Annotated in this window: 19 protein-coding genes; 7 read left to right on the forward strand and 12 right to left on the reverse strand. The window is 39.4% G+C overall.

Annotation, left to right across the window (positions count from 1 at the left end):
• Positions 1-45: 45 nt before the first annotated feature.
• Genes ACWXWT_RS02720 through cmoA form a run of 7 tightly spaced genes read right to left on the reverse strand, consistent with a single transcriptional unit; the run spans position 46 to position 7860 of the window.
• Positions 46-1176: a DUF3541 domain-containing protein gene (locus ACWXWT_RS02720; RefSeq protein ID WP_456040082.1), complete on the reverse strand. Its 1131-nt coding sequence runs from the start codon at positions 1174-1176 to the stop codon at positions 46-48.
• Positions 1154-2908, reverse strand: a complete 1755-nt coding sequence (locus ACWXWT_RS02725; protein ID WP_456040083.1) for a hypothetical protein — start codon at positions 2906-2908, stop codon at positions 1154-1156. The genes ACWXWT_RS02720 and ACWXWT_RS02725 overlap by 23 nt, the downstream gene beginning before the upstream one ends.
• Entirely contained in the window at positions 2871-3827 is a 957-nt protein-coding gene (locus ACWXWT_RS02730) for an alpha-L-glutamate ligase-like protein (protein WP_456040084.1), read from the reverse strand. Before ACWXWT_RS02730 ends, ACWXWT_RS02725 begins: the two co-directional genes overlap by 38 nt.
• Entirely contained in the window at positions 3827-5335 is a 1509-nt protein-coding gene (locus ACWXWT_RS02735) for a UUP1 family membrane protein (protein WP_456040085.1), read from the reverse strand. Before ACWXWT_RS02735 ends, ACWXWT_RS02730 begins: the two co-directional genes overlap by 1 nt.
• 8 nt (positions 5336-5343) lie before the next feature.
• Positions 5344-6114: an ATP-dependent zinc protease family protein gene (locus ACWXWT_RS02740; protein WP_456040086.1), complete on the reverse strand. Its 771-nt coding sequence runs from the start codon at positions 6112-6114 to the stop codon at positions 5344-5346.
• Between the two features lie 25 nt (positions 6115-6139).
• Positions 6140-7132: a tRNA 5-methoxyuridine(34)/uridine 5-oxyacetic acid(34) synthase CmoB gene (gene cmoB / locus ACWXWT_RS02745; RefSeq protein ID WP_456040087.1), complete on the reverse strand. Its 993-nt coding sequence runs from the start codon at positions 7130-7132 to the stop codon at positions 6140-6142.
• Positions 7129-7860, reverse strand: coding sequence for a carboxy-S-adenosyl-L-methionine synthase CmoA (gene cmoA, locus ACWXWT_RS02750; RefSeq protein WP_456040088.1), 732 nt, complete (start codon positions 7858-7860; stop codon positions 7129-7131). Before cmoA ends, cmoB begins: the two co-directional genes overlap by 4 nt.
• A 394-nt stretch (positions 7861-8254) precedes the next feature.
• On the opposite strand from cmoA, the gene ACWXWT_RS02755 reads away from it, so the two are divergent.
• The 7 genes from ACWXWT_RS02755 (at position 8255) to ACWXWT_RS02785 (ending at position 19320) form a co-directional block, all read left to right on the forward strand.
• Positions 8255-11080 carry a diguanylate cyclase domain-containing protein gene (locus ACWXWT_RS02755; protein ID WP_456040089.1) on the forward strand — a complete coding sequence of 942 codons (2826 nt, stop codon included), beginning with the start codon at positions 8255-8257 and terminating at the stop codon, positions 11078-11080.
• A 174-nt stretch (positions 11081-11254) separates the two neighbouring features.
• Positions 11255-13030 (forward strand): aspartate--tRNA ligase, encoded by a 1776-nt coding sequence (gene aspS / locus ACWXWT_RS02760; protein ID WP_456040090.1) that lies wholly within the window; start codon positions 11255-11257, stop codon positions 13028-13030.
• A gap of 124 nt (positions 13031-13154) precedes the next feature.
• Positions 13155-13907: a YebC/PmpR family DNA-binding transcriptional regulator gene (locus ACWXWT_RS02765; RefSeq protein ID WP_456040091.1), complete on the forward strand. Its 753-nt coding sequence runs from the start codon at positions 13155-13157 to the stop codon at positions 13905-13907.
• Positions 13908-13914: 7 nt separating this feature from the next.
• Positions 13915-14436, forward strand: a complete 522-nt coding sequence (ruvC, locus tag ACWXWT_RS02770; protein WP_456040092.1) for a crossover junction endodeoxyribonuclease RuvC — start codon at positions 13915-13917, stop codon at positions 14434-14436.
• Positions 14433-15050 (forward strand): Holliday junction branch migration protein RuvA, encoded by a 618-nt coding sequence (ruvA, locus tag ACWXWT_RS02775; RefSeq protein WP_456040093.1) that lies wholly within the window; start codon positions 14433-14435, stop codon positions 15048-15050. The genes ruvC and ruvA overlap by 4 nt, the downstream gene beginning before the upstream one ends.
• Before the next feature lie 33 nt (positions 15051-15083).
• Positions 15084-16091 carry a Holliday junction branch migration DNA helicase RuvB gene (gene ruvB / locus ACWXWT_RS02780; RefSeq protein ID WP_456040094.1) on the forward strand — a complete coding sequence of 336 codons (1008 nt, stop codon included), beginning with the start codon at positions 15084-15086 and terminating at the stop codon, positions 16089-16091.
• A 733-nt stretch (positions 16092-16824) separates the two neighbouring features.
• On the forward strand, positions 16825-19320 hold the full coding sequence (locus ACWXWT_RS02785; RefSeq protein WP_456040107.1) for a TonB-dependent receptor plug domain-containing protein: 2496 nt from the start codon (positions 16825-16827) through the stop codon (positions 19318-19320).
• Between the two features lie 139 nt (positions 19321-19459).
• Here the strand turns inward: ACWXWT_RS02785 and gloA are convergent, their stop codons facing one another.
• The 5 genes from gloA to rsxD all read right to left on the reverse strand — a co-directional run bounded on the left by gloA (position 19460) and on the right by rsxD (position 23334).
• Positions 19460-19870 (reverse strand): lactoylglutathione lyase, encoded by a 411-nt coding sequence (gene gloA / locus ACWXWT_RS02790; RefSeq protein ID WP_456040095.1) that lies wholly within the window; start codon positions 19868-19870, stop codon positions 19460-19462.
• A 376-nt stretch (positions 19871-20246) separates the two neighbouring features.
• Positions 20247-20888: an endonuclease III gene (nth, locus tag ACWXWT_RS02795; protein WP_456040096.1), complete on the reverse strand. Its 642-nt coding sequence runs from the start codon at positions 20886-20888 to the stop codon at positions 20247-20249.
• 55 nt (positions 20889-20943) lie between these two features.
• The gene (locus ACWXWT_RS02800) at positions 20944-21639 is read right to left on the reverse strand and encodes an electron transport complex subunit E (protein ID WP_456040097.1); all 696 of its coding nucleotides are present in this window, start codon (positions 21637-21639) and stop codon (positions 20944-20946) included.
• A complete protein-coding gene (gene rsxG / locus ACWXWT_RS02805) occupies positions 21632-22279 on the reverse strand; it encodes an electron transport complex subunit RsxG (protein WP_456040098.1) in 648 nt (215 codons plus the stop codon). The genes ACWXWT_RS02800 and rsxG overlap by 8 nt, the downstream gene beginning before the upstream one ends.
• Positions 22280-22281: 2 nt before the next feature.
• On the reverse strand, positions 22282-23334 hold the full coding sequence (rsxD, locus tag ACWXWT_RS02810; protein WP_456040099.1) for an electron transport complex subunit RsxD: 1053 nt from the start codon (positions 23332-23334) through the stop codon (positions 22282-22284).
• Between the last annotated feature and the right edge of the window lie 2 nt (positions 23335-23336).

Here is a 23336-nt window from a genome sequence, read left to right on the forward strand (position 1 = left end):
AGGCAAATGCACAGCATTTGCCTAAGGTATTACACCGTTATATCTTTAGTGTAATTTAGCCTTTTCCAATAACGCTTTAGGTTTAACTAATTTAGGTAAGTACTTTTTAGTACTTGCAATGTCATTCAAATAGGGGCCTTTATGCAATGTTTCTGGCCAATCTAATAACATCATCGCTAATACGTTTCTGTGTTCGCCACTGGATAATTCCGCTTTACCGTGAGGAGAGGGGATCATCATTGTTTTTGGGTCATATGCCGCAATCACATGTTTTTTCACTTTATCAACAACTGGATTATTACCATTGCCTGTAATTAAGAAGCTAATACCTACTTCTGTGATAATGTCTTCGGTTGTATCGGTTAAAATGCGATCAATATTTTTTTCAAAATAATCTAAGATCCACTGATATTCTTTTGCATCAACTGAATGTTGATAATACTCGCTGGCCGAAAAAATAAAGTGAGTCATACCATAAATTTTATTTTTATATTGGCTTTTCTTAAGCTTATCGTCTTTGCTATCTGGGTAGGTTTTAATGAAAGCCTTTTTGTATGCCTCATAATAGTCACCGACGCCAATTTGTTTTGCCCAATACACATAATTAATTAACTGTGCGGCCCAAGCTTTTATCATCTTTTTATCTGTTAATGCCGGTTCTAAATTGGCGTTTTTAAGCGTTTTTATCATTAGATCATGGCATGGTCCGGTGAAACCAAACTCGTCAACTCGGCTGGCATAGCGCAATAGCACATCACTATACAACATAAAGTTTGGATATGGAGCAATGGCTTTTTTACGGGCTTTACCGCGCGGTCCTTTACCGAGTTTATCGACTTCAATTTGTGATTCACTTTTGATAAAACCGGGTTTATCTAGATTGCAAGAGTAGTAAGCTTGGCGCTCTGCAATGGTGAGTAAATCGATTAATGAACCGTTGGCATATTTCGTTTCGCCCGTCATACGGAATTGACGAATGGCATAGTGTCCTTGTACTCGTGGCGGTAATGAATAAAGATTGGTTTCTAAATTGGTTTTAATACCTTGATAAACTTGCTTCGCGGTTAAATTATGTGGTGCTTTTTCGACGGGCTCTTTTGCTAACGCCACACTACTGAACAACGTAGCTGACAATAGTAAATACGAGAGTGTTTTACTCTTGCGTAGTTCCAGCATGTTTAAATCTCCTGATAAGTGAATGTGGGTCAGTTGGTAAGCCAATAAGCTGTTCAAGTTGATCGTTTAAGGATAATTGTTTTTCATTAACAACCAGTACATTAAATATTTCAGTTGTTGATAATCTGGTCGATGTTTCGGCAATGATTAATTGAGTTAATGCAGTTTGCCATAGAGGAAGATAATGGCTTATTCCTTCATTAGCAATAGCTTGATAACTATATATTTCATCTGTCGCGTTTGGCCATTGTTGACCAAAACTTTGTTCAAAAGCCGACGATAGTTGAAGGTTATGGTTTAGCCAATTATGCTGTTCGGCATTATCAAATTTTCCACTATATTGATAAAATGCCAGTGTGACTTTTGCTCTAAACACCCATAATTGCTGTTGATATTGCGCGGCTAATCTTCGACGTTCAGACATTTGAGGCAAATTAAGTTGCTGCTGAATATAGTGCATTAACCATTGTGTTGCGATTGCATGGGCATTGGGATTCTGTGCTTTATTCGTTAAAAAATAAAAAGAACCACCTTGGGCTAAGGATACTATTGCTTGGCTTAATGCGTTAATTAATTTTTGTTGTTGTTCCACATGAGTTAACAGTACCGGGAAGCTGAGTGCATATTGACCAAATTGATGGCCAATGACAGTCTGTTTTATTAGTTGAGCATTAATGTTCGAATTGGATTGAGATTTGCTTTGAGGATCGATAAACATTTCACCTAGTAACCGTTGTTGATGCCACACGCGAATAATATATGTGTTATCAGTAGAGGTCGTATCTATGGTTGTTTTTTTTTGCGTGATGTGTTCAAACGTTAACCCTAAAGATGCAAGACTGTCGAGTGCTTGCTGCAAAAATTGGCGGCTTGCTAGTGGGTTAATGTTTGGTGATTTTTTTGTGTTAGCAAGTGCATGGGCAATATTCCATGGTGCTATTTTAAGGTTAGTTGTTTGACTCGTTAAGAATTGTTGTAATTGTTGTGGGGTTAATCCATACCGTGCTAGTTGTTCTTGAGCAGTATTATTATAACCTTGAAGAATTGCATGCTTCTGTTTTAATTGATGGATTAATTCAAGTGCCGGGATTTGTTTTGTTTTATTGCGAACCTGATAGGCAAGCCAAGCTTGCTTTCGACAGTGTTCTTGGGGTTGTTTAATTAAATATTTTGCAAGACTAGTCTTGATATTGGTGTGTTCAGTATCAGAGTTATTGGTTAATACACAATCTTGCTGGTTAAAGTGTAAGGTAAATTGCCGTTGTGACAATGCTTGATGAATGCTTGCTTGAGCACTGTGAAGTTTTGATTTTTCGATTAACGACCATTGTGACTGTTTTATACTGGCTAAACGTTTACCAAATTGATTATAAGGTAGGCTAAGAAATGGTGTTTTTTCAATTAGTAATTGAATATTTGGTGATGAAGTCAACGTATAAAGTTCATCCGCAAGATGAAGTTGACACCATAATAAGCCCTGTTGGTTTTGGCTATCATTGGCGAAAGGGCGGTAGTATTGAACTCTATCATTGATATTATTTAACGCAAGCGTGTGCTTTTCGAATTCAACAGCTTGTTGTTCTACCGATTGAAAGTTAGCAAAGCTATTTTGTCCTAAATTAGGTTGATATTGTAAGCACTGTTCAACAAACAGTGCTAAAGGATTAGCCACAGCATTAACTGTGACTAACATATTAAAAAATAGGATTACTACAAAAATGCTTTTTAGCATATGCCACGCGTTCTTCGACCGACATTGAGGTGCTTTTCATCGCTTCCACATGCTTAAGTCGAGGTAAGATCCCTTTACCATTAGCAATTTGAATTGTTAGACCTGGACGGGCATTTAATTCAAGTAGCAATGGGCCTTTGTTTTTATCTAATACCATATCAGTACCTAAATACCCTAATTCACACATTTCATAGGCACTCGATGCCGTGTGAAGTAAGGTTTCCCAGTGAGGCACTTTGATGTTCGACAGTGGAAAATGAGTATCAGGATGTTTATCAACGGGTAAGTCAAATTGGACTGCATGCAAACTGTTACCGGTTGCGATATCAAGGCCAACACCAACAGCACCTTGATGTAAGTTTGCTTTACCATCTGATGCTGCAGTAGACAGACGTAACATTCCCATAACAGGAAAACCTTTAAAAACAATTAGGCGTATGTCAGGAACACCTTCGTAACTTAAACCATCAAAGACAGGGTCAAATTCAATTAATCCTTCAACGATCGCGACATCGGGTTTACCGCCTAGTGAAAATAAACCACTTAAAATGTTAGACACATGGCGATAAATTTCATTATGGGTCACTTCATGACCATTGGCTTTATAATAACAGCCATTGCTCACTTTTGTGATCACCATTATGCCTTTACCACCGGAACCTTTTGCCGGTTTTATGACAAAACCACTACGGTCAAGGACCATTGCCGGGATCTCTTGGATTTTATGTTGCTCGTGAACTACTCCAATAAGATCGGGGACGGCAATGCCATTAGCAAGCGCAAGCTGCTTAGTAATTAGTTTGTCATCAACGCGTTTATAAAATTTACGCTGGTTGTAACGACCAATATAGCTAATATTGCGCCTGTTCATGTTGAGTACACCGCTACGGCTCAATTCCCAAGGCCAGGCGTACTTCATTATTTCTCTCCAACTAATGGTTTAAAGCGTTTTAGTTCGGTTAAACGGTAACCGGTATATTGTCCCATTACTAATACCAAGGCTAAAATAACTAAATGTATTCCCAAGAAATTAAACACCCAATGCTGTACTAATTGGTTGTCCATCGCGAGGTATGCCAGCGTGGCGACAAATAAACTGCCTCCACCTGAAACAAAGACTTTTTTAGGACCTTCTTCTTCCCATAAAATCGACATCCGTTCGATGGTCCACGCTAAGATGATCATTGGGAAAAACGTTACTGTTAACCCTTCACTGAGCCCCAATTTGAATGAGATTAAGGTAAATAATCCAATAATAAAAATGACCACAATAATTACCGCGGATATTCGGGATATGAGTAGCAGGTTAAGGGTAGATAGATAGGAACGGATCATTAAACCAAAGGCTACAATGAGTAAGAAACCAATTAAGCCTGTTAGTAACGTTGTTTGAATAAAGGCAAGGGCAATCAATACTGGCATAAAGGTGCCCGATGTTTTGATACCAACAATAACGCGTAAAAACACGACGACCAATACTCCGATAGGAATTAATAGAATGCCTTTAAATGTGCTTTGTTCTTCAAGCGGAAGCTGATATAAGGAAAAATCCCAAGCATCATCATTCATCATCATATCAATAGATGTTGCCAATGCTGATCGGGTATCTTGTAGCATTGAGAAATTCACTAATGAATTTGTTCCGCCCATAACATCAAGCACTGAGTGACCAGAGTATTCCCATAGCACTAAGGTGTTATCACGACCTTTCTTGTTGTTAGGTACATCAAATAGGATCCATTCACCGTCATTATAAACTTGCACATAGGATGCTAGTTGTTGACGACGTCGTTGATCTTCAAGTTGTAAACCATTCACGATACGGGCAGGAACACCTTTAGAGTGCAACATATGCACAAATAAGTTTGTTGAGGTATTGGCTGATAGCAACAACGCCATATTTTGGCTTTGTTCATTATCATTAATTAAATTCATTAATTGCTGTGCAAAAGATAAATTTGTCGCACTGCGGGTCCAAACGTCTTCAATTATTTGGTCCGCTGCAGACTTCTCTGTCGCGGGCCATAAATATGGTTCAGGTGTTACAGGTTCTTCAGTCGTTTCAATGTTTAGTTTACCTGTTGGCACTAGCGTAACGCGATAATACAACGCTTGTGGTCCAGAAGCTTCACGAATTGACCAAACCGCGCGACGATTATGGGTATCAGTTGAAATGTTCAAACCATAACCTGGTGATGAAGCATTTTCGACTAATATGTCGAATGCTGGATCGTTAGGTAATGAAAAGCTCACTTCGGCAGGTCGGTTTGTGCCATTAAAACTCACCTTGGCATCTACAGCCCAGCTTTGTACTTGTTCACCGGGTAAAAAAGGGACATTGTGCTCAACTCCACGGTAAATACTGGCACTGATCCCTGCAATAAATAACAGTGCAACGAAGATATAAAACGGTTTACGAGAATGCATTACGGATCCTACTTAATTAACGTGGTAATTTGGTTTTTGGCCTTACCATGAATGTAGATTTGGCCTACATCGACAATGGCAATGTCCTTCATAAATTTACGACCTAGCAGTAAAGGATAATCTAGGTGGCTTCGATCCGTTAGGTTTAAATCTGTTTCGGCGGCATATTTACCTATTTTTAGGTGAGCATGAATAATTGGACGGCGATCATCACCAGTATCGGCATCTTGTTTAATTCGTACAAAGCGTTCTACTTTTGATTCAAACGTGTTACCTGGTTGATCAATACCATTGGTCATCACATCAAAACGAACCCATTGTACGCCTTCTCGTTCAAATAAAACGATATTACGAGCATCCAAAGAGGATGATTCTGCACCTGTATCTATTCGAGTTGCAAACTTTGCTTTCACTTCATCAATAAATACACTTTCAACTTCACCAAGTAAAAATTTCTCACCAATTATCGCTTCTGGGCATTGTTCTGGAACCGCAACCGGTTTTGGCATTGGAGGTTGGACAACAATGGTTTTCGGTTTTTGGCTCATTGCAGTACTAACTTGAGTTTTTAACTTTCTGATTTCATCAGAAAGGACGGTAATATTGGTAGCTTGTTGACTATCGTTGACATTAATCGCATCAATAATTGCGGCTTGCGAAGCAAGTAAACTGCTATTCAAGTCAGCATTGGTTAGTGAAGGTGTTATCGGTTTTTGTGTGGTTGTGCAGCCAGAGATAAGCGCCGCGACAACGGATAGAGCAATTACCTGCTTTAACATGTCAATTCCTGTTGAATAGTAATATTTAAACTAAATCGTGATTCGGTTGGTTCTTGGTTGCAATAATGATGGCCCTCTTAGGTGCAGGATAACCTTCTACCGTTAAACTCACATCATTAGGATCAAGATAGTCAACTAGAGACTCGTTTTTCATCCATTGGGTGCTGCGTTGTTCTGCTAGCGAGGTGGTATCAATATCAACACAACGAATATCAATAAATTCGCATTTTTTTAGCCATAGCATTAAGGCGGCAACAGAGGGTATAAACCAAACGTTGTTCATTTTGCCATATCTATCCTGCGGAACAAGCACCGCATTTTCATCGCCATCAATCACCAGTGTTTCAAGTACTAGTTCACCACCCACTCTTAATTGGTCGCGTAGTTGTAGTAAATGATCAATTGGAGAGCGGCGGTGATAGAGCACACCCATAGAAAACACCGTATCAAAGGCATCTAAAGCCGGTAACTCTTCAATACCTAAAGGCAATAAATGTACAGGGTGTTGATTACCTGCAATGCGTTTAATTGCTTCGAATTGGCATAAAAATAATGGTGATGGATCAACACCGATTACGCGTGCTGCGCCCGCCCCAAGCATTCGCCACATGTGGTAACCACTTCCACATCCTACATCTAACACGGTGCGATGGTTTAACGGCGAAATGAAATTCTTAACTCGATCCCACTTCCAATCACTGCGCCATTCTGTATCAATTTGAATGCCATGAACTGAAAATGGCCCTTTGCGCCACGGTTGAAATACTGCCAATAAATTGGTTAATTTTTCAATTTGGCCAGAGCTGAGTTGTTCTCCGGTTCCAATCGTTACACTGCTGCTAAAATCGATATTATCCGGTTGAGGATAATGTAATTTATTGAGCACTTTTTCCCATTTAGGTAGACTGCCGTGTTTATGATCCCGTTGCCATTGACCTAAAATTGCTGGTAATGTTTCTAACCAATGTTGCAAGTTAGAGTCCGCAATGTCTTTATAGAATGAGCTAAAATTGATCATTTAATGGCTACCATAGATGCAAAGTTAAAACATTGAAACCAAACTGAAAAATGGCTAAAGCCGTTTTCAGTTAGCCGTTGTTGATGTAAATTCAAGCTGTCTGGCCGCATTACATTTTCCAGTGCACTGCGTTTTTGGCTTATTTCTAGCTCACTATACCCATTTGCCCGCTTAAAATCTAAATGCTGTTCATCGAGCAATTGTTGGATTTGGCTATCTTCAAAAAATAACTTTTCAGATATCACTAAGATGCCGCCTGGCAACATGCCGTCATAAATACGTTTAATGAGTGCATCTCGATCGTGGATGGGTAAAAATTGTAGGGTAAAGTTTAGCACCACCATTGAAGCATTTTGAATATCAATGTCTCTTATATCTGCACATAAAAGATTGACTTGAATGTCACTGACATATGCGGCAAGGTTTTCTGTGCAGCGTTCAATCATAGATTGGCTATTATCTACTGCATAAATCTGGCACTCACGGCCTTCAATTTGGCGACGAATACTTAATGTTGCTGATCCTAATGAGCTGCCAAGGTCATAAATATTACTTTGGGGTGTAACAAATCGATTGGCAAAGTCGCCAATGGTATTAATGATTTGGGCGTAACCGGGAACCGAACGACGGATCATGTCATTAAATACACCTGCAACACGTTGATCAAATTGAAAATCAGTAATTTGATCGGTTACATTTGCGTATATCGTATCTTGTTGAGAGGTCATGAGCTGTAATGTAGAAAAATTAAGGATGTATTTTAGCTAATCATGGTGAACCGCAGCAAGTATCCTACTGACAATTTATGCATTTTTTTAAAAATAGTTTGTCATCATCTTTAGTCTATCGGTTGTAAATGCTGATATTATGAACAAAAAAATAACAAAATAATGTTCGTTTATAAAATTAACACGACACAAGAGTGAATAATGATATTATTTATTTACTTATTACGGTGTCGAATCAGCCATAATTCAATACCATAGGTTGACAGCAAAGTGGCTTACCACTGTAACGTGAAGGGCTAAGCCTTAAATGGTATGAGCAAATTATCAATAATTATGTATTAACAAGCGTAATACATTAATTCAGTATAAAAAGTGAAAGTATTAGGGAAAAAACTTGAAATTTATACCTTGGATATTAGCAATATTAATTGCATGTTTTTCGTTAACAGCAACAGCGTTATATCCTGATGTAACTGATATATCCGATCCTCAACCACCCATCATTGTGGTGATGGGAGAAGATACCTATCCATTCGAGTATCTCAATGAAAAAGGTATTCCCGCCGGTATAATGGTCGATTTATGGCGCGAGTGGTCAATTGTTACAGGCACTAAAGTTCAGTTTGTTTCTCGGCATTGGCAGCAGTCACTTGATCAACTTGAACAACATAAATCTGATGCACATATTGGCATGTCTCAAAATAAGTTAAGGCTGGCGAAATTTGATTTTGCTAAGCCCATTACCTCACTCAATACTTATTTATATGTTCATAAATCACTCGGTAATAAAAAACAAGTGAGTGACTTGGTTCCGTATCAAATTGGTGTTGTGATGGGCTCATCACATGAACAGACACTACTTGCGATAGAACCTAAATTGAGTTTCAAGCACTATCAAAATCGAGAACAATTACTGCAAGCCGCCGTTAAAGGCGAATTATTTGTTTTTGCAGGTATTGAAGGTTATCAGCGCAACTTAGCACTTGAACAAGATATTGCTGCAAATTTTTACAGTTCATCACGTATTCTTATTAAGAAAATACATCTTTCACCTGCAGTTGTTAAGGGTAATCAAAAGCTTATAGATAAAATTAACCATGGATTTGAATTGATCCCCACGCAGGTGATTCAAAAAATAGAGCGGCGCTGGTTAGGTTATCACCGACAAACGTCTGGGGTGATTATTGCCATGCAAAGTGGCGTTGAACCTTATGCAGATATTGGTGTAGATGGTTTGCCGCACGGTATGTTAGTTGATTTATGGAAATTATGGTCTGAAAAAATTGGTATCAATATCGATTTTGTTGTCGGTGATACTAACAGCACAATTGAAGATGTTAAACGAGGTGTTGCAGATGTTCACATTGGTTATCCTGAGAGCCAAGAAATGCGTACTGGTTTACAGCAAGCATGGCATATTATTTCAGTTAAAAGTCGCTTTTTTAGCTCAGACCAAACCTTAAATAACATCGAAGATATTTCAATGCGTATAGGCGTGTTTCCGACAGCCCCCTATATTAGTGATATCAAAAAAGTATTTCCTAAAGCGCAATTACGTTTTTATGACTCATTGGACGATATGGTTAAAGCCGCCCGAAATAAAGACATTACGGGTTTTGTATCTTCTGCGGCTATGACATCACATTATTTATTGGCGAACAAATTATGGGCTGAATTTCGGCAATATGCTGAGATAGAATTTTCGACCGATATGTATGCATTAACCCGTGTTGATGACAGTGGCTTAGCTGATCGTATTCAAGCTGGATTTAATTTAATTTCGGTCGAAGAACAAATTCAAATAGAGCGTAAATGGTTGATTAATCCAGATGACCGTTATTTTGCTGGTTCAACGAATAAAATTAAGTTAACAACCCAACAAAAACAATACATCAGCAGTTTGGGTGCCATTAAAATGGGGTATTTAAAAAATTGGGCACCAATGGAGTTTCAGGGGAAAAATGGTGAGTTTTTAGGGGTTAATGCGGATGTTAGAAATTTATTAGTAAAACAGCTTAATTTAACGATTATCCCAGTTGCTTACGATGATTTTGGTAAAATGCTCGGTGATCTTATGAAAGGCGAAATTCATCTCGTTGCGAGTATGGCAAAGACTGCCGAACGTACAAACTCCCTTGAATTTTCGTTAGCATATTGGCCGTCCTCTTGGGCTATGGTGACTTCGCTGACTCAACCCCCAATTTTTAACATTTCACAAGTTGCAGGCAAGCGTCTTGCGGTTGTTGAAGGCTATCATATTGTCGATCAACTTCGTCAACAATACCCTGGTATTAACTTAGTCGTTGTGGCAGACACTAAGCAAGGAATGGAAACGGTGATTAATGGGGCTGCAGATATGTTTGTTGAACAAGTCTCGACATTAGCAACAACGTTAAAAGGTGGTCAATATCCGAGTTTAAAGATGTCATTACTCGCGGAGCTCACTGAACAACATAGCCATATAGGTCTATTCCCAGGGGTTAAAAAGCTGGTGCCATTAATTGATAGAGTCATAACGACAATTGATGAAACTGAACAGCAACACATGTATCAAAAATGGGTTTCTTTAGATCTTAATAGTGACACTTTGCGTTATCAACGTTGGCTAAAAGTATTGGTTATTGGCCTACTGGTTATTACCATAATTGCTATTGTTATATTGATGTCGAATCGCTTGTTAAACATTGAAATTCAAAAGCGCCTTAAAGCGGAAGATAACCTTAGGTTTATGGCTAATCATGACAATGTTACTGCGTTACCAAACCGAAGTTTACTCGACGACAGATTAGCACAAGCCTTGCTGACTCATCAGCGTGATAATTTGAAATTTGCATTATTGTTTATTGATTTAGATGGTTTTAAAGCAATAAACGATCGACACGGTCATTACGTAGGGGACAAGCTACTGCAACGCATTGCCTTGTTACTCACAAAACATGTGAGAGAATCTGATACCGTCGCTCGTTTTGGTGGTGATGAGTTTGTGGTGTTATTAAATCACATTGACGCCAGTGATAATGCTCGCCAAGTTGCCGAAAGCATTTTATCAGCGTTAAAAAAACCATTTATTATAGATGACATCATTGTCACTATTTCTGCCAGCATGGGCATTGCTATTTTTCCCGATGATGCAGATAACGTAACATCATTGCTGAAAAAATCCGATCAATTAATGTATCAAGCCAAAAAAGTAGGCGGTCATCAATATAAAATGAACTAACCTTTTTGTTGCTGATTTTTCCGTCAATCAATTGGGTTTATTCGCCATAAGTCTGGTTAATTAACTCAATCTAGCTGATACTTCAATGCATAAGTTTCAGTCACGGTATATAATGCCGTTTTTATCGTTTTCGATTTCCAAAAATACCGCTTTGTGGATAAAGGATAGAGTTCAATGCGCAGTCATTATTGTGGAGACATTAATAAGTCTCATCTAGGTCAAGAAGTAACTTTAGTAGGTTGGGTAAACCGTAGTCGTGATTTAGGCGGAGTGGTTTTTTTAGACTTGCGCGATAGAGAAGGGCTAGTTCAGGTTGTTTATGACCCAGACTTAAAAGAAGTTTTCGACGTAGCAAGCACATTACGCAGTGAATTTTGTGTACAAGTTAAAGGTCTTGTTCGTGCCCGTCCCGAAAGCCAAATTAATTCACAAATGAAAACTGGTGAGATTGAAATATTAGGAAAGCAACTGAGCATAATTAATGCCTCAGCTCCTTTGCCATTAAGCATGGACAATTACCAAAATAATAGTGAAGAGCAACGTTTAAAATATCGCTATTTGGATCTTCGCCGTCCAGAAATGGCTGAACGTCTTATTTTTAGAGCCAAAGTCACCAGTTCTGTACGTCGATTTTTAGACAACAATGGCTTTTTAGATATCGAAACCCCCATTTTGACCAAAGCCACCCCTGAAGGCGCGCGTGACTATCTTGTTCCTAGCCGTACTTATAAAGGTCAATTTTTTGCTTTGCCTCAATCACCACAGCTTTTTAAGCAGTTGCTAATGATGTCTGGTTTTGACCGTTATTATCAAATTGTTAAATGTTTCCGTGATGAAGATTTGAGAGCTGATCGCCAGCCTGAATTTACTCAAATCGATATTGAAACATCGTTTATGTCAGCAGAACAAGTCATGGCAAAAACTGAGCAAATGATGCGTGGTTTATTTCAAGATTTATTGAATGTGGATTTAGGTGATTTCCCCCGCATGACCTACGCAGAAGCAATGAAGCGTTATGGTTCAGATAAGCCTGATTTACGCAATCCATTAGAGTTAGTTGATATTGCTGATTTAGTTAAAGATGTTGAATTTGCAGTATTTAATGGTCCAGCAAATGATATCGAAGGTCGTGTTACGGCATTACGTATTCCAACAGGCGTATCTTTATCTCGTAAACAGATTGATGATTATACTAAGTATGCCGGTATTTACGGTGCTAAAGGTTTAGCATGGATGAAGATAAATGACTTAGCTGCGGGGATGGAAGGAATTCAATCACCAGTACTTAAGTTTTTGACTGAATCAATTGTTAACGACATCATCTGTCGTACTGGTGCACAAACTGGCGATATCATATTGTTTGGCGCGGACAAAGCCAATATTGTGGCTGAAGCTATGGGTGCACTACGCTTAAAAGCAGGTGAAGACTTCAAATTACTTGAAGGTGAATGGCGTCCATTATGGGTAGTCGACTTCCCAATGTTTGAAAAAATAAATGGCGGTTTCCATGCGGTTCATCATCCATTTACCGCGCCACGGGGCATTACCCCTGAACAACTGGCCGCCGATCCAGGTGCTGCAATATCAGATGCCTATGATATGGTGTTGAATGGCTGTGAATTAGGCGGAGGTTCTGTACGTATTCACAATGCAGAAATGCAAAGTACCGTATTTGATATACTAGGTATTGAAGCAGAAGAAGCCAAAGAGAAATTTGGCTTCTTGTTAGAAGCATTACGTTACGGCACTCCACCACATGCAGGTTTAGCATTTGGGTTAGATCGTATTATTATGTTAATGACAGGTGCAAGCTCGATTCGTGATGTTATGGCATTCCCTAAAACAACTACAGCAGCATGCCCATTAACCAGCGCCCCAGGTTTTGCTAATCCTGTGCAGTTAACTGAATTAGGCATTGCTGTGCTTGAAAAGCCTAAAGTTGAAGAATAAACCTTAACCTTAGTCTATTACTCGCTCTTAACAGGGCATCACTTACCGGGGCTTATGCCTCGGTACGTTTTTTACAAGTAGACTTATTTACTTGAGAAAATCTATGAGATAGTAAGGAGTTATTATGGCGGGACACAGTAAATGGGCCAATATTAAACACCGCAAAGCAGCACAAGATGCAAAACGCGGCAAGTTATTCACCAAATTTATTCGTGAGCTCACCGTCGCAGCCCGAGAAGGTGGCTCTGATATCGATGCCAACCCAAGATTACGTGCCGCTGTAGATAAAGCCTTATCAAATAATATGACCCGTGACACGGTTGAACGCGCCATTAAGCGTGGTGCGGGTGAAATGGATGGCCAACAATTAGAAACCATTATTTATGAAGGTTATGGCCCAGGCGGTACAGCGGTCATGGTTGAAACCATGACGGATAATCGTAATCGTACCGTTTCGGGTGTGCGTAATGCATTTAATAAATCTGGTGGCAACTTAGGCACAGATGGCTCAGTATCGTACCTGTTTACTAAATCAGGTATTATTTCTTATGATTCGGATATTGATGAAGACAGTTTAATTGACAATGCGTTAGAGGCGGGGGCAGAAGATGTGATCACCCATGATGATGGTTCTATCGACGTTTTTACCTCTCCTGAGAGTTTTGGCCAAGTGAAGGATGCACTTGATAGCGCTTCTTTTGGCTCGGTTCATGCTGAAGTGACCATGGTGGCATCATTAAAATCAGAACTGGATAAAGACACCGCAGAGAAATTTTTACGTTTAATCGATACGTTAGAAGATCACGATGATGTACAAGAAGTATATCATAATGCTGAAATCTCAGATGATGTTATGCAAGCATTAGACAACGTATGAGGCATCAATGGCCATTATTTTAGGAGTTGATCCTGGCTCCCGTATTACAGGCTATGGTGTTATACAATGCCAAGGCCGACAACAGATATACCTGGGTAGTGGTTGTATACGTACATCTGCAGATGATTTACCGCAACGGTTACAGCAAATCTACGCTGGTTTAAGTGAAATTATAACGCAATACCAACCAGATGAGTTTGCCATTGAACGGGTCTTTATGGCAAAAAATGCAGATTCAGCCCTTAAACTCGGGCAAGCCCGTGGTGCGGCAATTGTCGCGGCTACATGTGCAGGACTGCCCGTTGCAGAATACAGCGCGACACAAATAAAAAGTGCTGTAGTCGGCACGGGCAGAGCGCAAAAAACACAAGTACAGCACATGATAAAACAACTGCTAAAATTGCCCGCCGCACCTCAAGCTGATGCGGCGGATGCGCTTGGGGTTGCTGTTTGTCATTTTCATACTTACCAAAGCCTTATTGCCATGGGCGGTAAAGCTAGCAGCAGAACATATGGAAGATATAAATGATTGGTCGCCTAAATGGAATGTTAATTGAAAAACACGCCCCAGAAGTTGTCATTGATGTAAATGGTGTTGGCTACGAGTTACAAATACCCATGACCAGCTTTTATGAATTGCCTGAGCTGAACCAACAGGTAATGTTGTTTACTCACTTTGTTGTGCGTGAAGATGCGCAGTTATTATATGGCTTTATGACTAAACAAGAACGAGCCTTGTTTAGATTACTGATCAAAACCAATGGTGTTGGCCCTAAGCTTGCGCTAACAATTTTATCAGGTATGACAGCGTCTGAATTTGTTGCTTGTGTTGAACGGGATGACATTGTTACTTTAGTTAAACTGCCTGGTGTGGGCAAGAAAACCGCTGAGCGTTTAGTGATTGAAATGCGCGACAAGCTAAAAAGCTTACTTGAAGCTTCTGTGGGTTCCGAACGTGAGTTTATGCTGCAAACTAATTATAAACCTGTGGTCGTTGCAGATAGTGCAGAAGAAGATGCTATTTCAGCTTTATTATCATTAGGGTATAAACCTGCTCAGGCTAGCAAATCAGTGTCTGCGGCTTTTAAAGAAGGCATGAGTTCAGAAACGCTAATTAAAGCTGCTTTAAAATCAATGTTATAAAAATAATGATATTTATGAATAGGGTAAGTAAAAATGATTGAAGCTGACCGTCTGATCCAGCCACAAGTGCAAGGACAAGATGAACTTATTGATCGTGCAATGCGCCCTAAAATGTTGGATGAATATACCGGTCAGGATGACACAAGAGCACAGCTGAAAATATTTATTCAAGCCGCCATAAATCGTCGTGAAGCACTCGACCATATGTTGATCTTTGGGCCTCCAGGTTTAGGTAAAACAACATTGGCAATGATTGTAGCCAATGAAATGGGGGTAAACATTAAATCTACTTCTGGCCCCGTTCTTGAAAAAGCGGGGGATTTAGCTGCGTTACTAACAAACCTTGAAGAGGGTGATGTATTATTTATCGATGAAATTCATCGGTTAAGCCCTGTTGTTGAAGAGATCCTTTATCCGGCGATGGAAGATTACCAACTTGATATCATGATTGGTGAAGGCCCCGCAGCACGGTCAATTAAACTAGACTTGCCGCCTTTTACTCTTGTTGGCGCGACCACAAGAGCTGGGGCATTGACGTCACCTTTAAGAGCTCGTTTTGGCATACCACTTCGGTTAGAGTTTTATAATGTTAAAGATTTGACCACCATTGTGACACGTTCTGCTAATGTGATGTCGCTGGAGATAGACGAGCAAGGTGCTATTGAAATCGCCACCCGTTCCCGTGGAACGCCACGAATTGCCAATCGCTTATTACGCCGTGTTCGTGATTATGCGGAAGTTAAACATGATGGCAAAGTGACTCTACAAGTTGCTGAATATGCGCTCGATTTGCTTGATGTTGATATGCAAGGCTTTGATTACTTAGATCGTAAACTTTTGCTGGCGATAATTGATAAATTTATGGGTGGACCTGTTGGATTAGATAATCTCGCCGCTGCCATCGGGGAAGACAGAGAAACGATAGAAGATGTACTGGAGCCATTTTTAATCCAGCAAGGGTTTATTCAGCGTACACCTAGGGGAAGAATTGCAACCCATAGAGCTTATGAACATTTTAGTATGATAAAGCCAGAGCAATAAAGCCTTCTGTTCACATTACATTGCATATAGAGCCTAAGGGCTCTTTTTTATACATTCATTAATCGAAAGTGAATAACTATGCAAGATGGCGCGCTAACTAAGTTGTTACATTTAATCGTTTCAATAAACAATTTAAAATTTCTGTTATAGAAATTATCATACATTTTTTTAATTAATATTCATAACAGCTACAAAGAAATAGTATTGAATTTTTTATTATAGCTACTTGCATACTGTATAGTTTATTTGTTAATTAGCTATTTAGATCACTCTTTAGACGTTCAATAATAACATTTGTGTATAATAAGTTATGTTATTTGTTATCAATGTGTTCTAGACAAAAAACTAACTAAAATGTTCATTTTTAATTCGATTAAAATTATTTTTAAGCTTGAATTCCAGTTGTTTACAGGTTTTTTAATATTATTTAAATTTTTACATTGTTATTGAATTAACATTGTTATTGGTTGAATTTAAATCGAGGAGTTAGTTACTATACCTATAATTGGCGATTTTTTATTATTACACACACTAGTCATTATATTTAGTAACACTGACTGCTATTTTTAATAACAACTTTATTTCGAGTGTTAATTAATACACGTTTGACGAAGCTTCATGTTTTATACAATATCTTATCAATCATCTAAATGAATAATTATTATCTAGATGTAAATATAAAAATAAGATCACTAAGGAGTTAGTTCACGTGAATAATAAAACAATACTGTCGATGAGTATAAAAACAGCATTGATTGCATCAATTGCTGCTTCAACGACCATTTCAACGATTGCTTTTGCTGCTGATGAAACGGCAAAAGTAGAGCGCATTGAAGTCACTGGATCTCGTATTCAGCGTCAAGATATGGAAAGCGCATCACCTGTAACGGTTATTAGTTCTGAAGCAATCAGAGCTGAGGGATTTACTTCAGTAGATCAGCTGCTACAAGCTCAAACGTCTATGGCTGGTGCTGCTGTCGGTTCAAGTACAAATAATGGTGCCGATGGTGCTGCTCAGGTTGATTTACGTGGTATGGGCGCTGAACGTACGCTTGTGTTGTTAAATGGACGCCGTATGGTTAACTCTGGTTCAGGAGCCGATAGCGCTGTTGATTTGAACTCCATACCCGTGGCAATGATTTCACGTGTAGAAATTTTGAAAGATGGTGCGTCAGCCGTTTATGGCTCTGATGCAATTGCAGGTGTTGTTAACATTATCACCAAAAAAGATTTTGAAGGCTTTCAGTTTGATTTAAGCGGAAGTACAACAAGTGAAAGCGATGGTGAAACTGGTGAAATCAGTGGTCTGTATGGTGTTAATACAGACAGTGGTAACTACACTATTGGTGTTGCATATTCTAAACGTGAAAGTGTTGTTCAATCGGATCGAGATTGGACAGCACCCGGTGCCAGTTCTTTTATTCCAACGGGCTCATTAGACGGAAAAGTACAAGATAGCAGTGGCAACTGGGCAAATCGTAGCACTGGCTATGACTACACAACAAGTAGTTATTACCAAACACCTAATGAGCGCTACAGCTTGTTTGCTAATATGATCCAAGATCTTGATAATGATTTAGTGTTCACTGGTGACTTTCTATACACCAAGCGAAAGTCTAATCAACAGATGGCGGCGCAACCAGCAGATATTATGCTCAATGTTTGTGGTGCCGATGGCATTGCTGCAGATGTACCTTGTATTACGCTTGATCAGTCGATGCTTGATGGCGGAATTGCAGCTGATGACACAGGCCGAGTTAACTACCGCCGCCGTACTACTGATGTGGGACCTCGTATTTATTCACAGGATACCGACACGTACCGTATATCAGCAGCATTAGCAGGTGAAGTCGATATTAATCAAGGTATGAATTGGGATTTGTCTTACACTTATGGTAAGAACAAAGCTGATACTAAAGTTGAAAACTCAATCAATGCAAGTAACATGAGACAGTCTGTTTATGCTAATCAAGATGCTTGGTTTAGTGGCGATGTATTAAGCCAAGGCATTGTTGATAACATTAGCTACACTGAAAATACTGATGGCGGTAACGAACAACATACTGTTTCGGCAGGCATAAATGGCGACTTATTTGATGTCAGTGCGGGTGCTGTAGCATTTGCTATTGGCGCAGAATATCGTTATGAAAGTGGTTATTACAATCCAGACCCTGTTGTTATTGCTGGCAACAGTACTTCTGCACAACAAGATGCCACAGACGGTAATTACAATGTCTTTTCTGTATTTGAAGAAGTGAGTGTGCCTTTCACAGATAAACTCACTGGTGAATTCGCTCTGCGTTATGATGATTATTCTACTTTTGGTAAAGCTTCTACTTGGAAAGTAGGGTTAACTTATGAAGCCACTGACGACTTAATGTTGCGTGGTGTTGCCGCTACAGGTTTCCGTGCTCCAAATATTAGTGAACTTTTTGGTGGTGACACAGGCTCTTACGACTATTTAGATGATCCATGGGGTAATGCTCAAGATCCACAGATATTGGTGCGTTATACCTCTGATGATAATCTCAAAGCTGAAGAGTCAGACTCTTACACTGCAGGCTTAGTTTATTCGCCAAGCTATGTTGATGGGTTATCGTTAACGCTTGATTACTGGCGTTTTAAAGTGAAAGATGCGATTACTCGTTTAGACGTTCAAGCGGGTCTTGATGCGTGTTTTGCTAATGCTTCAGCTGAAGCATGTGAAGCATTCAACATTGGTTCAAACGGTGATTTGACTAACTTAACTAGCTCGTTAACTAACGTGGGTAGCCAAGACACTAGCGGTATAGATTTCAACTTAACATATAACTTTGAAGCGTTGACTTTAGATTGGAAGATTAATAACGACACCACGTACTTATTAAATTTCGAACAAGAAGACAACGATTACACAAACTATATTGATGGTAACTTTGGTGCTTATGCTGAAGTAAGAAATAACTTTAACATTCAAGCAGGCCAAGATAGCTGGAATATTAGCTATTTCAACCGTTATATCGGTGAGATGGACGACTTAAGCACTGGTGGTAAAGTCGATGCTGTGTTGTACCACAACATTGCAGGTGCTTATTATGTCACGGATATGATAACCTTAAGTGCTGGTATTAAGAACTTCACTGACGAAGAGCCTTCAAACGTCTCTAATGGCAGTAATGGTGGTACAGTACCAGAAGTGTATGACACAATAGGTCGTCAATATTACGGTGGTGTAAGCGTTAAGTTTTAATATCAAATAGTTTAATGATTAAGAAAAGCGCCGAAAGGCGCTTTTTTGTTATTTTTGGAAAGCTAGTTTTTGTTATTTTTGGAAAGCTAGTTTTAGTTCTTTTCTAACTGCTATTTTCGTATTGTCTTCTGGGCTAATATTACCCCAATGCCTCTGTCATAGCATTTTTTTGAATTAATTCAATTTTATAACCATCAGGGTCTTCAACAAAAGCTATTTCTGTTTTGCCGCCAGCCACAGGGCCAGGTGCTCGAGTAATTTTACCGCCTGCGGCCGCAATAGCTTCACAGCGGGCGTAAATGTCTTCTTCGCCTATGGCTAAATGGCCAAAGCCATTACCTAGATCATATGTATCGACACCCCAGTTATAGGTTAATTCGATAACAGCTTGTCCTGTTGTTTCTTCACCAAAACCAACAAAGGCTAAGGTGTATTTATACTCAGCGTTTTCTGATTGACGTAGAAGCTTCATTCCCATAACTTGTGTATAGAATTGAATACTGCGGTCTAAATTGCCTACTCGGATCATCGTATGAAGTAATTGCGACATGATATGCTCTCTTATAAAAATTTATCTGACTTTAGCAAGCTCAGATGATAATGAAAAGGTTAGCGGTTTATACCTGTAAAATTTTGCTTTAGCTCACATTTGTGACGATATTTTTTGGGTAAAACACGAAAAAGCGTTATTGTTACCTTACACAAATTTGGAGGCAAGACAATGACAACAGAATTAAAAATGGCCTTAGGTACTACTGTCGTAATCGCAATTTGTTTCAGTGCGTTTTTTGTGTCGATGTTCTAATCACCGACAAAAAGCAGATAGCCCCATTTGTATCACCGCCAATGATGTATTGCATGTTAGTTGATGAGTTAACATTCAATGCATTAATATAACCCCTAAAGTTCTCTTAGTGCTTTGGGGGTTATTCTTTTGGGTAAACCTTATCGTTAAATTCACATAAGTCTTCAATTATACAGCTGCCGCAACGTGGTGTTCTGGCTAAGCAGGTATAACGTCCGTGTAGAATAAACCAATGATGTACATCTACTTTAAATTCAGCTGGCACCACTTTTAACATCTTCTGTTCAACTTGGTCGACATTGTTGCCTGGTGCAAACTTTGTCCGATTTGCTAATCTAAAAATATGCGTATCTACAGCGATTGTAGGCCAGCCAAATGCTGTATTAAGTACGACATTGGCGGTTTTACGTCCTACCCCCGGAAGGGCTTCTAAAGCCTCGCGATTTTCAGGTACTTCACCACCATGCAAGTCAATTAACATTTTACAGGCGTTAATGACATTCACGGCTTTGTTATTGTACAAACCAATTGTCTTAATGTATTGCTTAAGACCTTCAACCCCTAAGTCAAATATAGCTTGGGGTGTATTAGCGATAGGAAATAACTTATCAGTGGCCTTGTTAACACTCACATCAGTAGCTTGTGCTGATAATGTCACTGCAACTAATAGTTCAAATGGGCTTGAGAAGTTGAGCTCTGTTTCAGGTTTAGGATTATTGTCTCTTAATCTGTTTAGGATTTGGATACGTTTATCTTTATTCATAATAATCAATATTTTTCATTAAGTTTATGGCCGCGGGTGATATGACAACAAAGAATTAGTTTACTTTAGTGATCCTAGCCCGGGTTACACCCACACTTTCAGCTTTGGGTTGCTTAGCTTTAACTCGACTATCGATAATATTTTTAAGGGCAATTAATAACCCCATACCGATAAAGGCGCCTGGCGGTAACATGGCCAATAAAAAAGGGGTATCAACATGCCATACATGAATAGTGAGTACACTGGCCCAGTCACCTAGTAGCAAATCAGCACCATCAAATAGTGTACCTTGTCCTAGTAATTCACGGCTTGCACCTAATACAACCAAAACCGCGGTAAAGCCTAATCCCATCATTAAGCCATCAAATGCTGAATGAGCTAACGAGTTTCGCGACGCAAATGCTTCAGCTCGGCCAATAATGACACAGTTAGTCACAATTAATGGTAAGAAAATACCCAATGATAAATACAAGTTATAGGCATAAGCGTTGATAAGCAGTTGCACACAAGTAACCAATGCCGCAATTATCATAACAAATACTGGGATGCGAATTTCTTTAGGGACAAAATCACGTACGAGTGAAACTAAAACGTTAGATCCAATTAAGACTAATAGTGTGGCGACGCCTAAACCTAATGCATTAGTGATGGTGGCGGTTACAGCAAGCAGGGGACATAATCCCAGCAGCTGAACTAATCCTGGGTTGTTTTTCCATAAGCCTTGAGTAGCAATATCACGATAATTACTCATGGTTGGCCTCACAGCTGTAATGACTTTGATAAAGTGATTGTCGATGTTGCTCTACAAATGTCAATGCATTGGCAACGGCTTTAACATAGGCGCGTGGTGTAATTGTTGCACCGGTAAATTGGTCAAATTGTCCGCCGTCTTTTTTAACTTTCCACATGTTGGTGTTGTTATTGAACAGTTTACCACTGAAATGGGTAACCCAATCTGACTTACGCAGGTCAATTTTATCACCTAACCCAGGGGTTTCTTGATGAGAAAGCGTACGCACACCCAATATTTTCCCTTGATTATCCACCCCTATAATGAGTTTTATAGCGCCGTTATATCCATCTGGTGCAATTGCTTCGATGGCAACTGCAATAGGAGATGAATCTTTATAAGCAAGATAAACGGGTAAGTCTGCTTTAGTGCCTAACCATTCTGGCGAATTGACTAAGATACAATGTTCACTGAGTACATTGTCGTGTAATTGTGCTGGAATAATCTGGTTTAAAGTTAGGGTTAATTGTTTTTGTTCTTGTAACAATATTGTGTCACTGGTTAATGCATTGACCAATGCCACAAGCCCAGTACAACACAAGGCAAATAGCCCAAGTAACAAACCATTTTTCACCATCGGATTTTTTGTTAAAAAAGACATAATTAATTTCCTGCTCGATGGCCATAACTGCGTGGGCGAACATAATAGTCAATAAATGGTGCGCACATATTTGCTAATAATACGGCAAATGCCACTGCATCTGGGTAACCACCAAAAGTGCGTATTACATATATGAGTATACCAATCATAGCGCCAAAAATGAGTCTACCGCGAGGGCTTGTTGCTGCTGTAACCGGATCGGTAGCAATAAAAAAAGCCGCAAGCATAGTGCCGCCTGAGAATAAATGCATCATTGGACTAACGAAAGTGTCAGGGCTCATTAAAAAGCCAATACTGGCGCAAACAAACAAACTGACCAAAATTGATCCACTAATTTGCCAGCGGATAACCTTAAGTTTTAGCATAATTAGGCCACCTATCAGGTAGGCTAAATTAACCCAAAACCAGCCTTCACCAACACTGCCAGAGAAGATATCTTTAGTCATACTTTCTGTTGTGGTAAGCCCCATAGAAAGATCGGTTTTTAGGGTGTCCAACGGCGTTGCCATAGTTCTTCCGTCTATGGCTAAACGGAAATAATCAGCAGCGTAGCTACTGTTAACCTGAAAAATACTATTGAAAGTATGTAATAGATCTGCACTATTTACAGATAATGTTTGTGGGGCAACCCATGATGTCATTTGCACAGGAAATGAAATGAGCAGAAGTACGTAGGCGGCCATCGCAGGATTAAAGACGTTGTTACCTAATCCTCCATACAGTTGTTTGACAATAACAATGGCAAATAAGGTTCCGATGACCACTATCCACCAAGGCGCTAATGAAGGAATGGCCACAGCAAGTAAGCTGGCGGTAACCAGTGCGCTATTATCCATTAAGGTTGTGGTAATATTTTTGTTTCTTAACTTCATTACAGCAGCTTCTGCTAAATAAGCCACTGTTATTGCAAGTAATAATTGAAACAAAGTACCATAACCAAAATAATAGCTTTGTACTGCGATGCCAGGAATAAGGCAAAGTGCGACACGTTTCATCACTGTATTGGTGTGCAGTGTTGTGCTGACATGTGGAGATGAGGCAATTTTAAATGCCATAG

Source organism: Shewanella sp. A22, assembly GCF_053850585.1.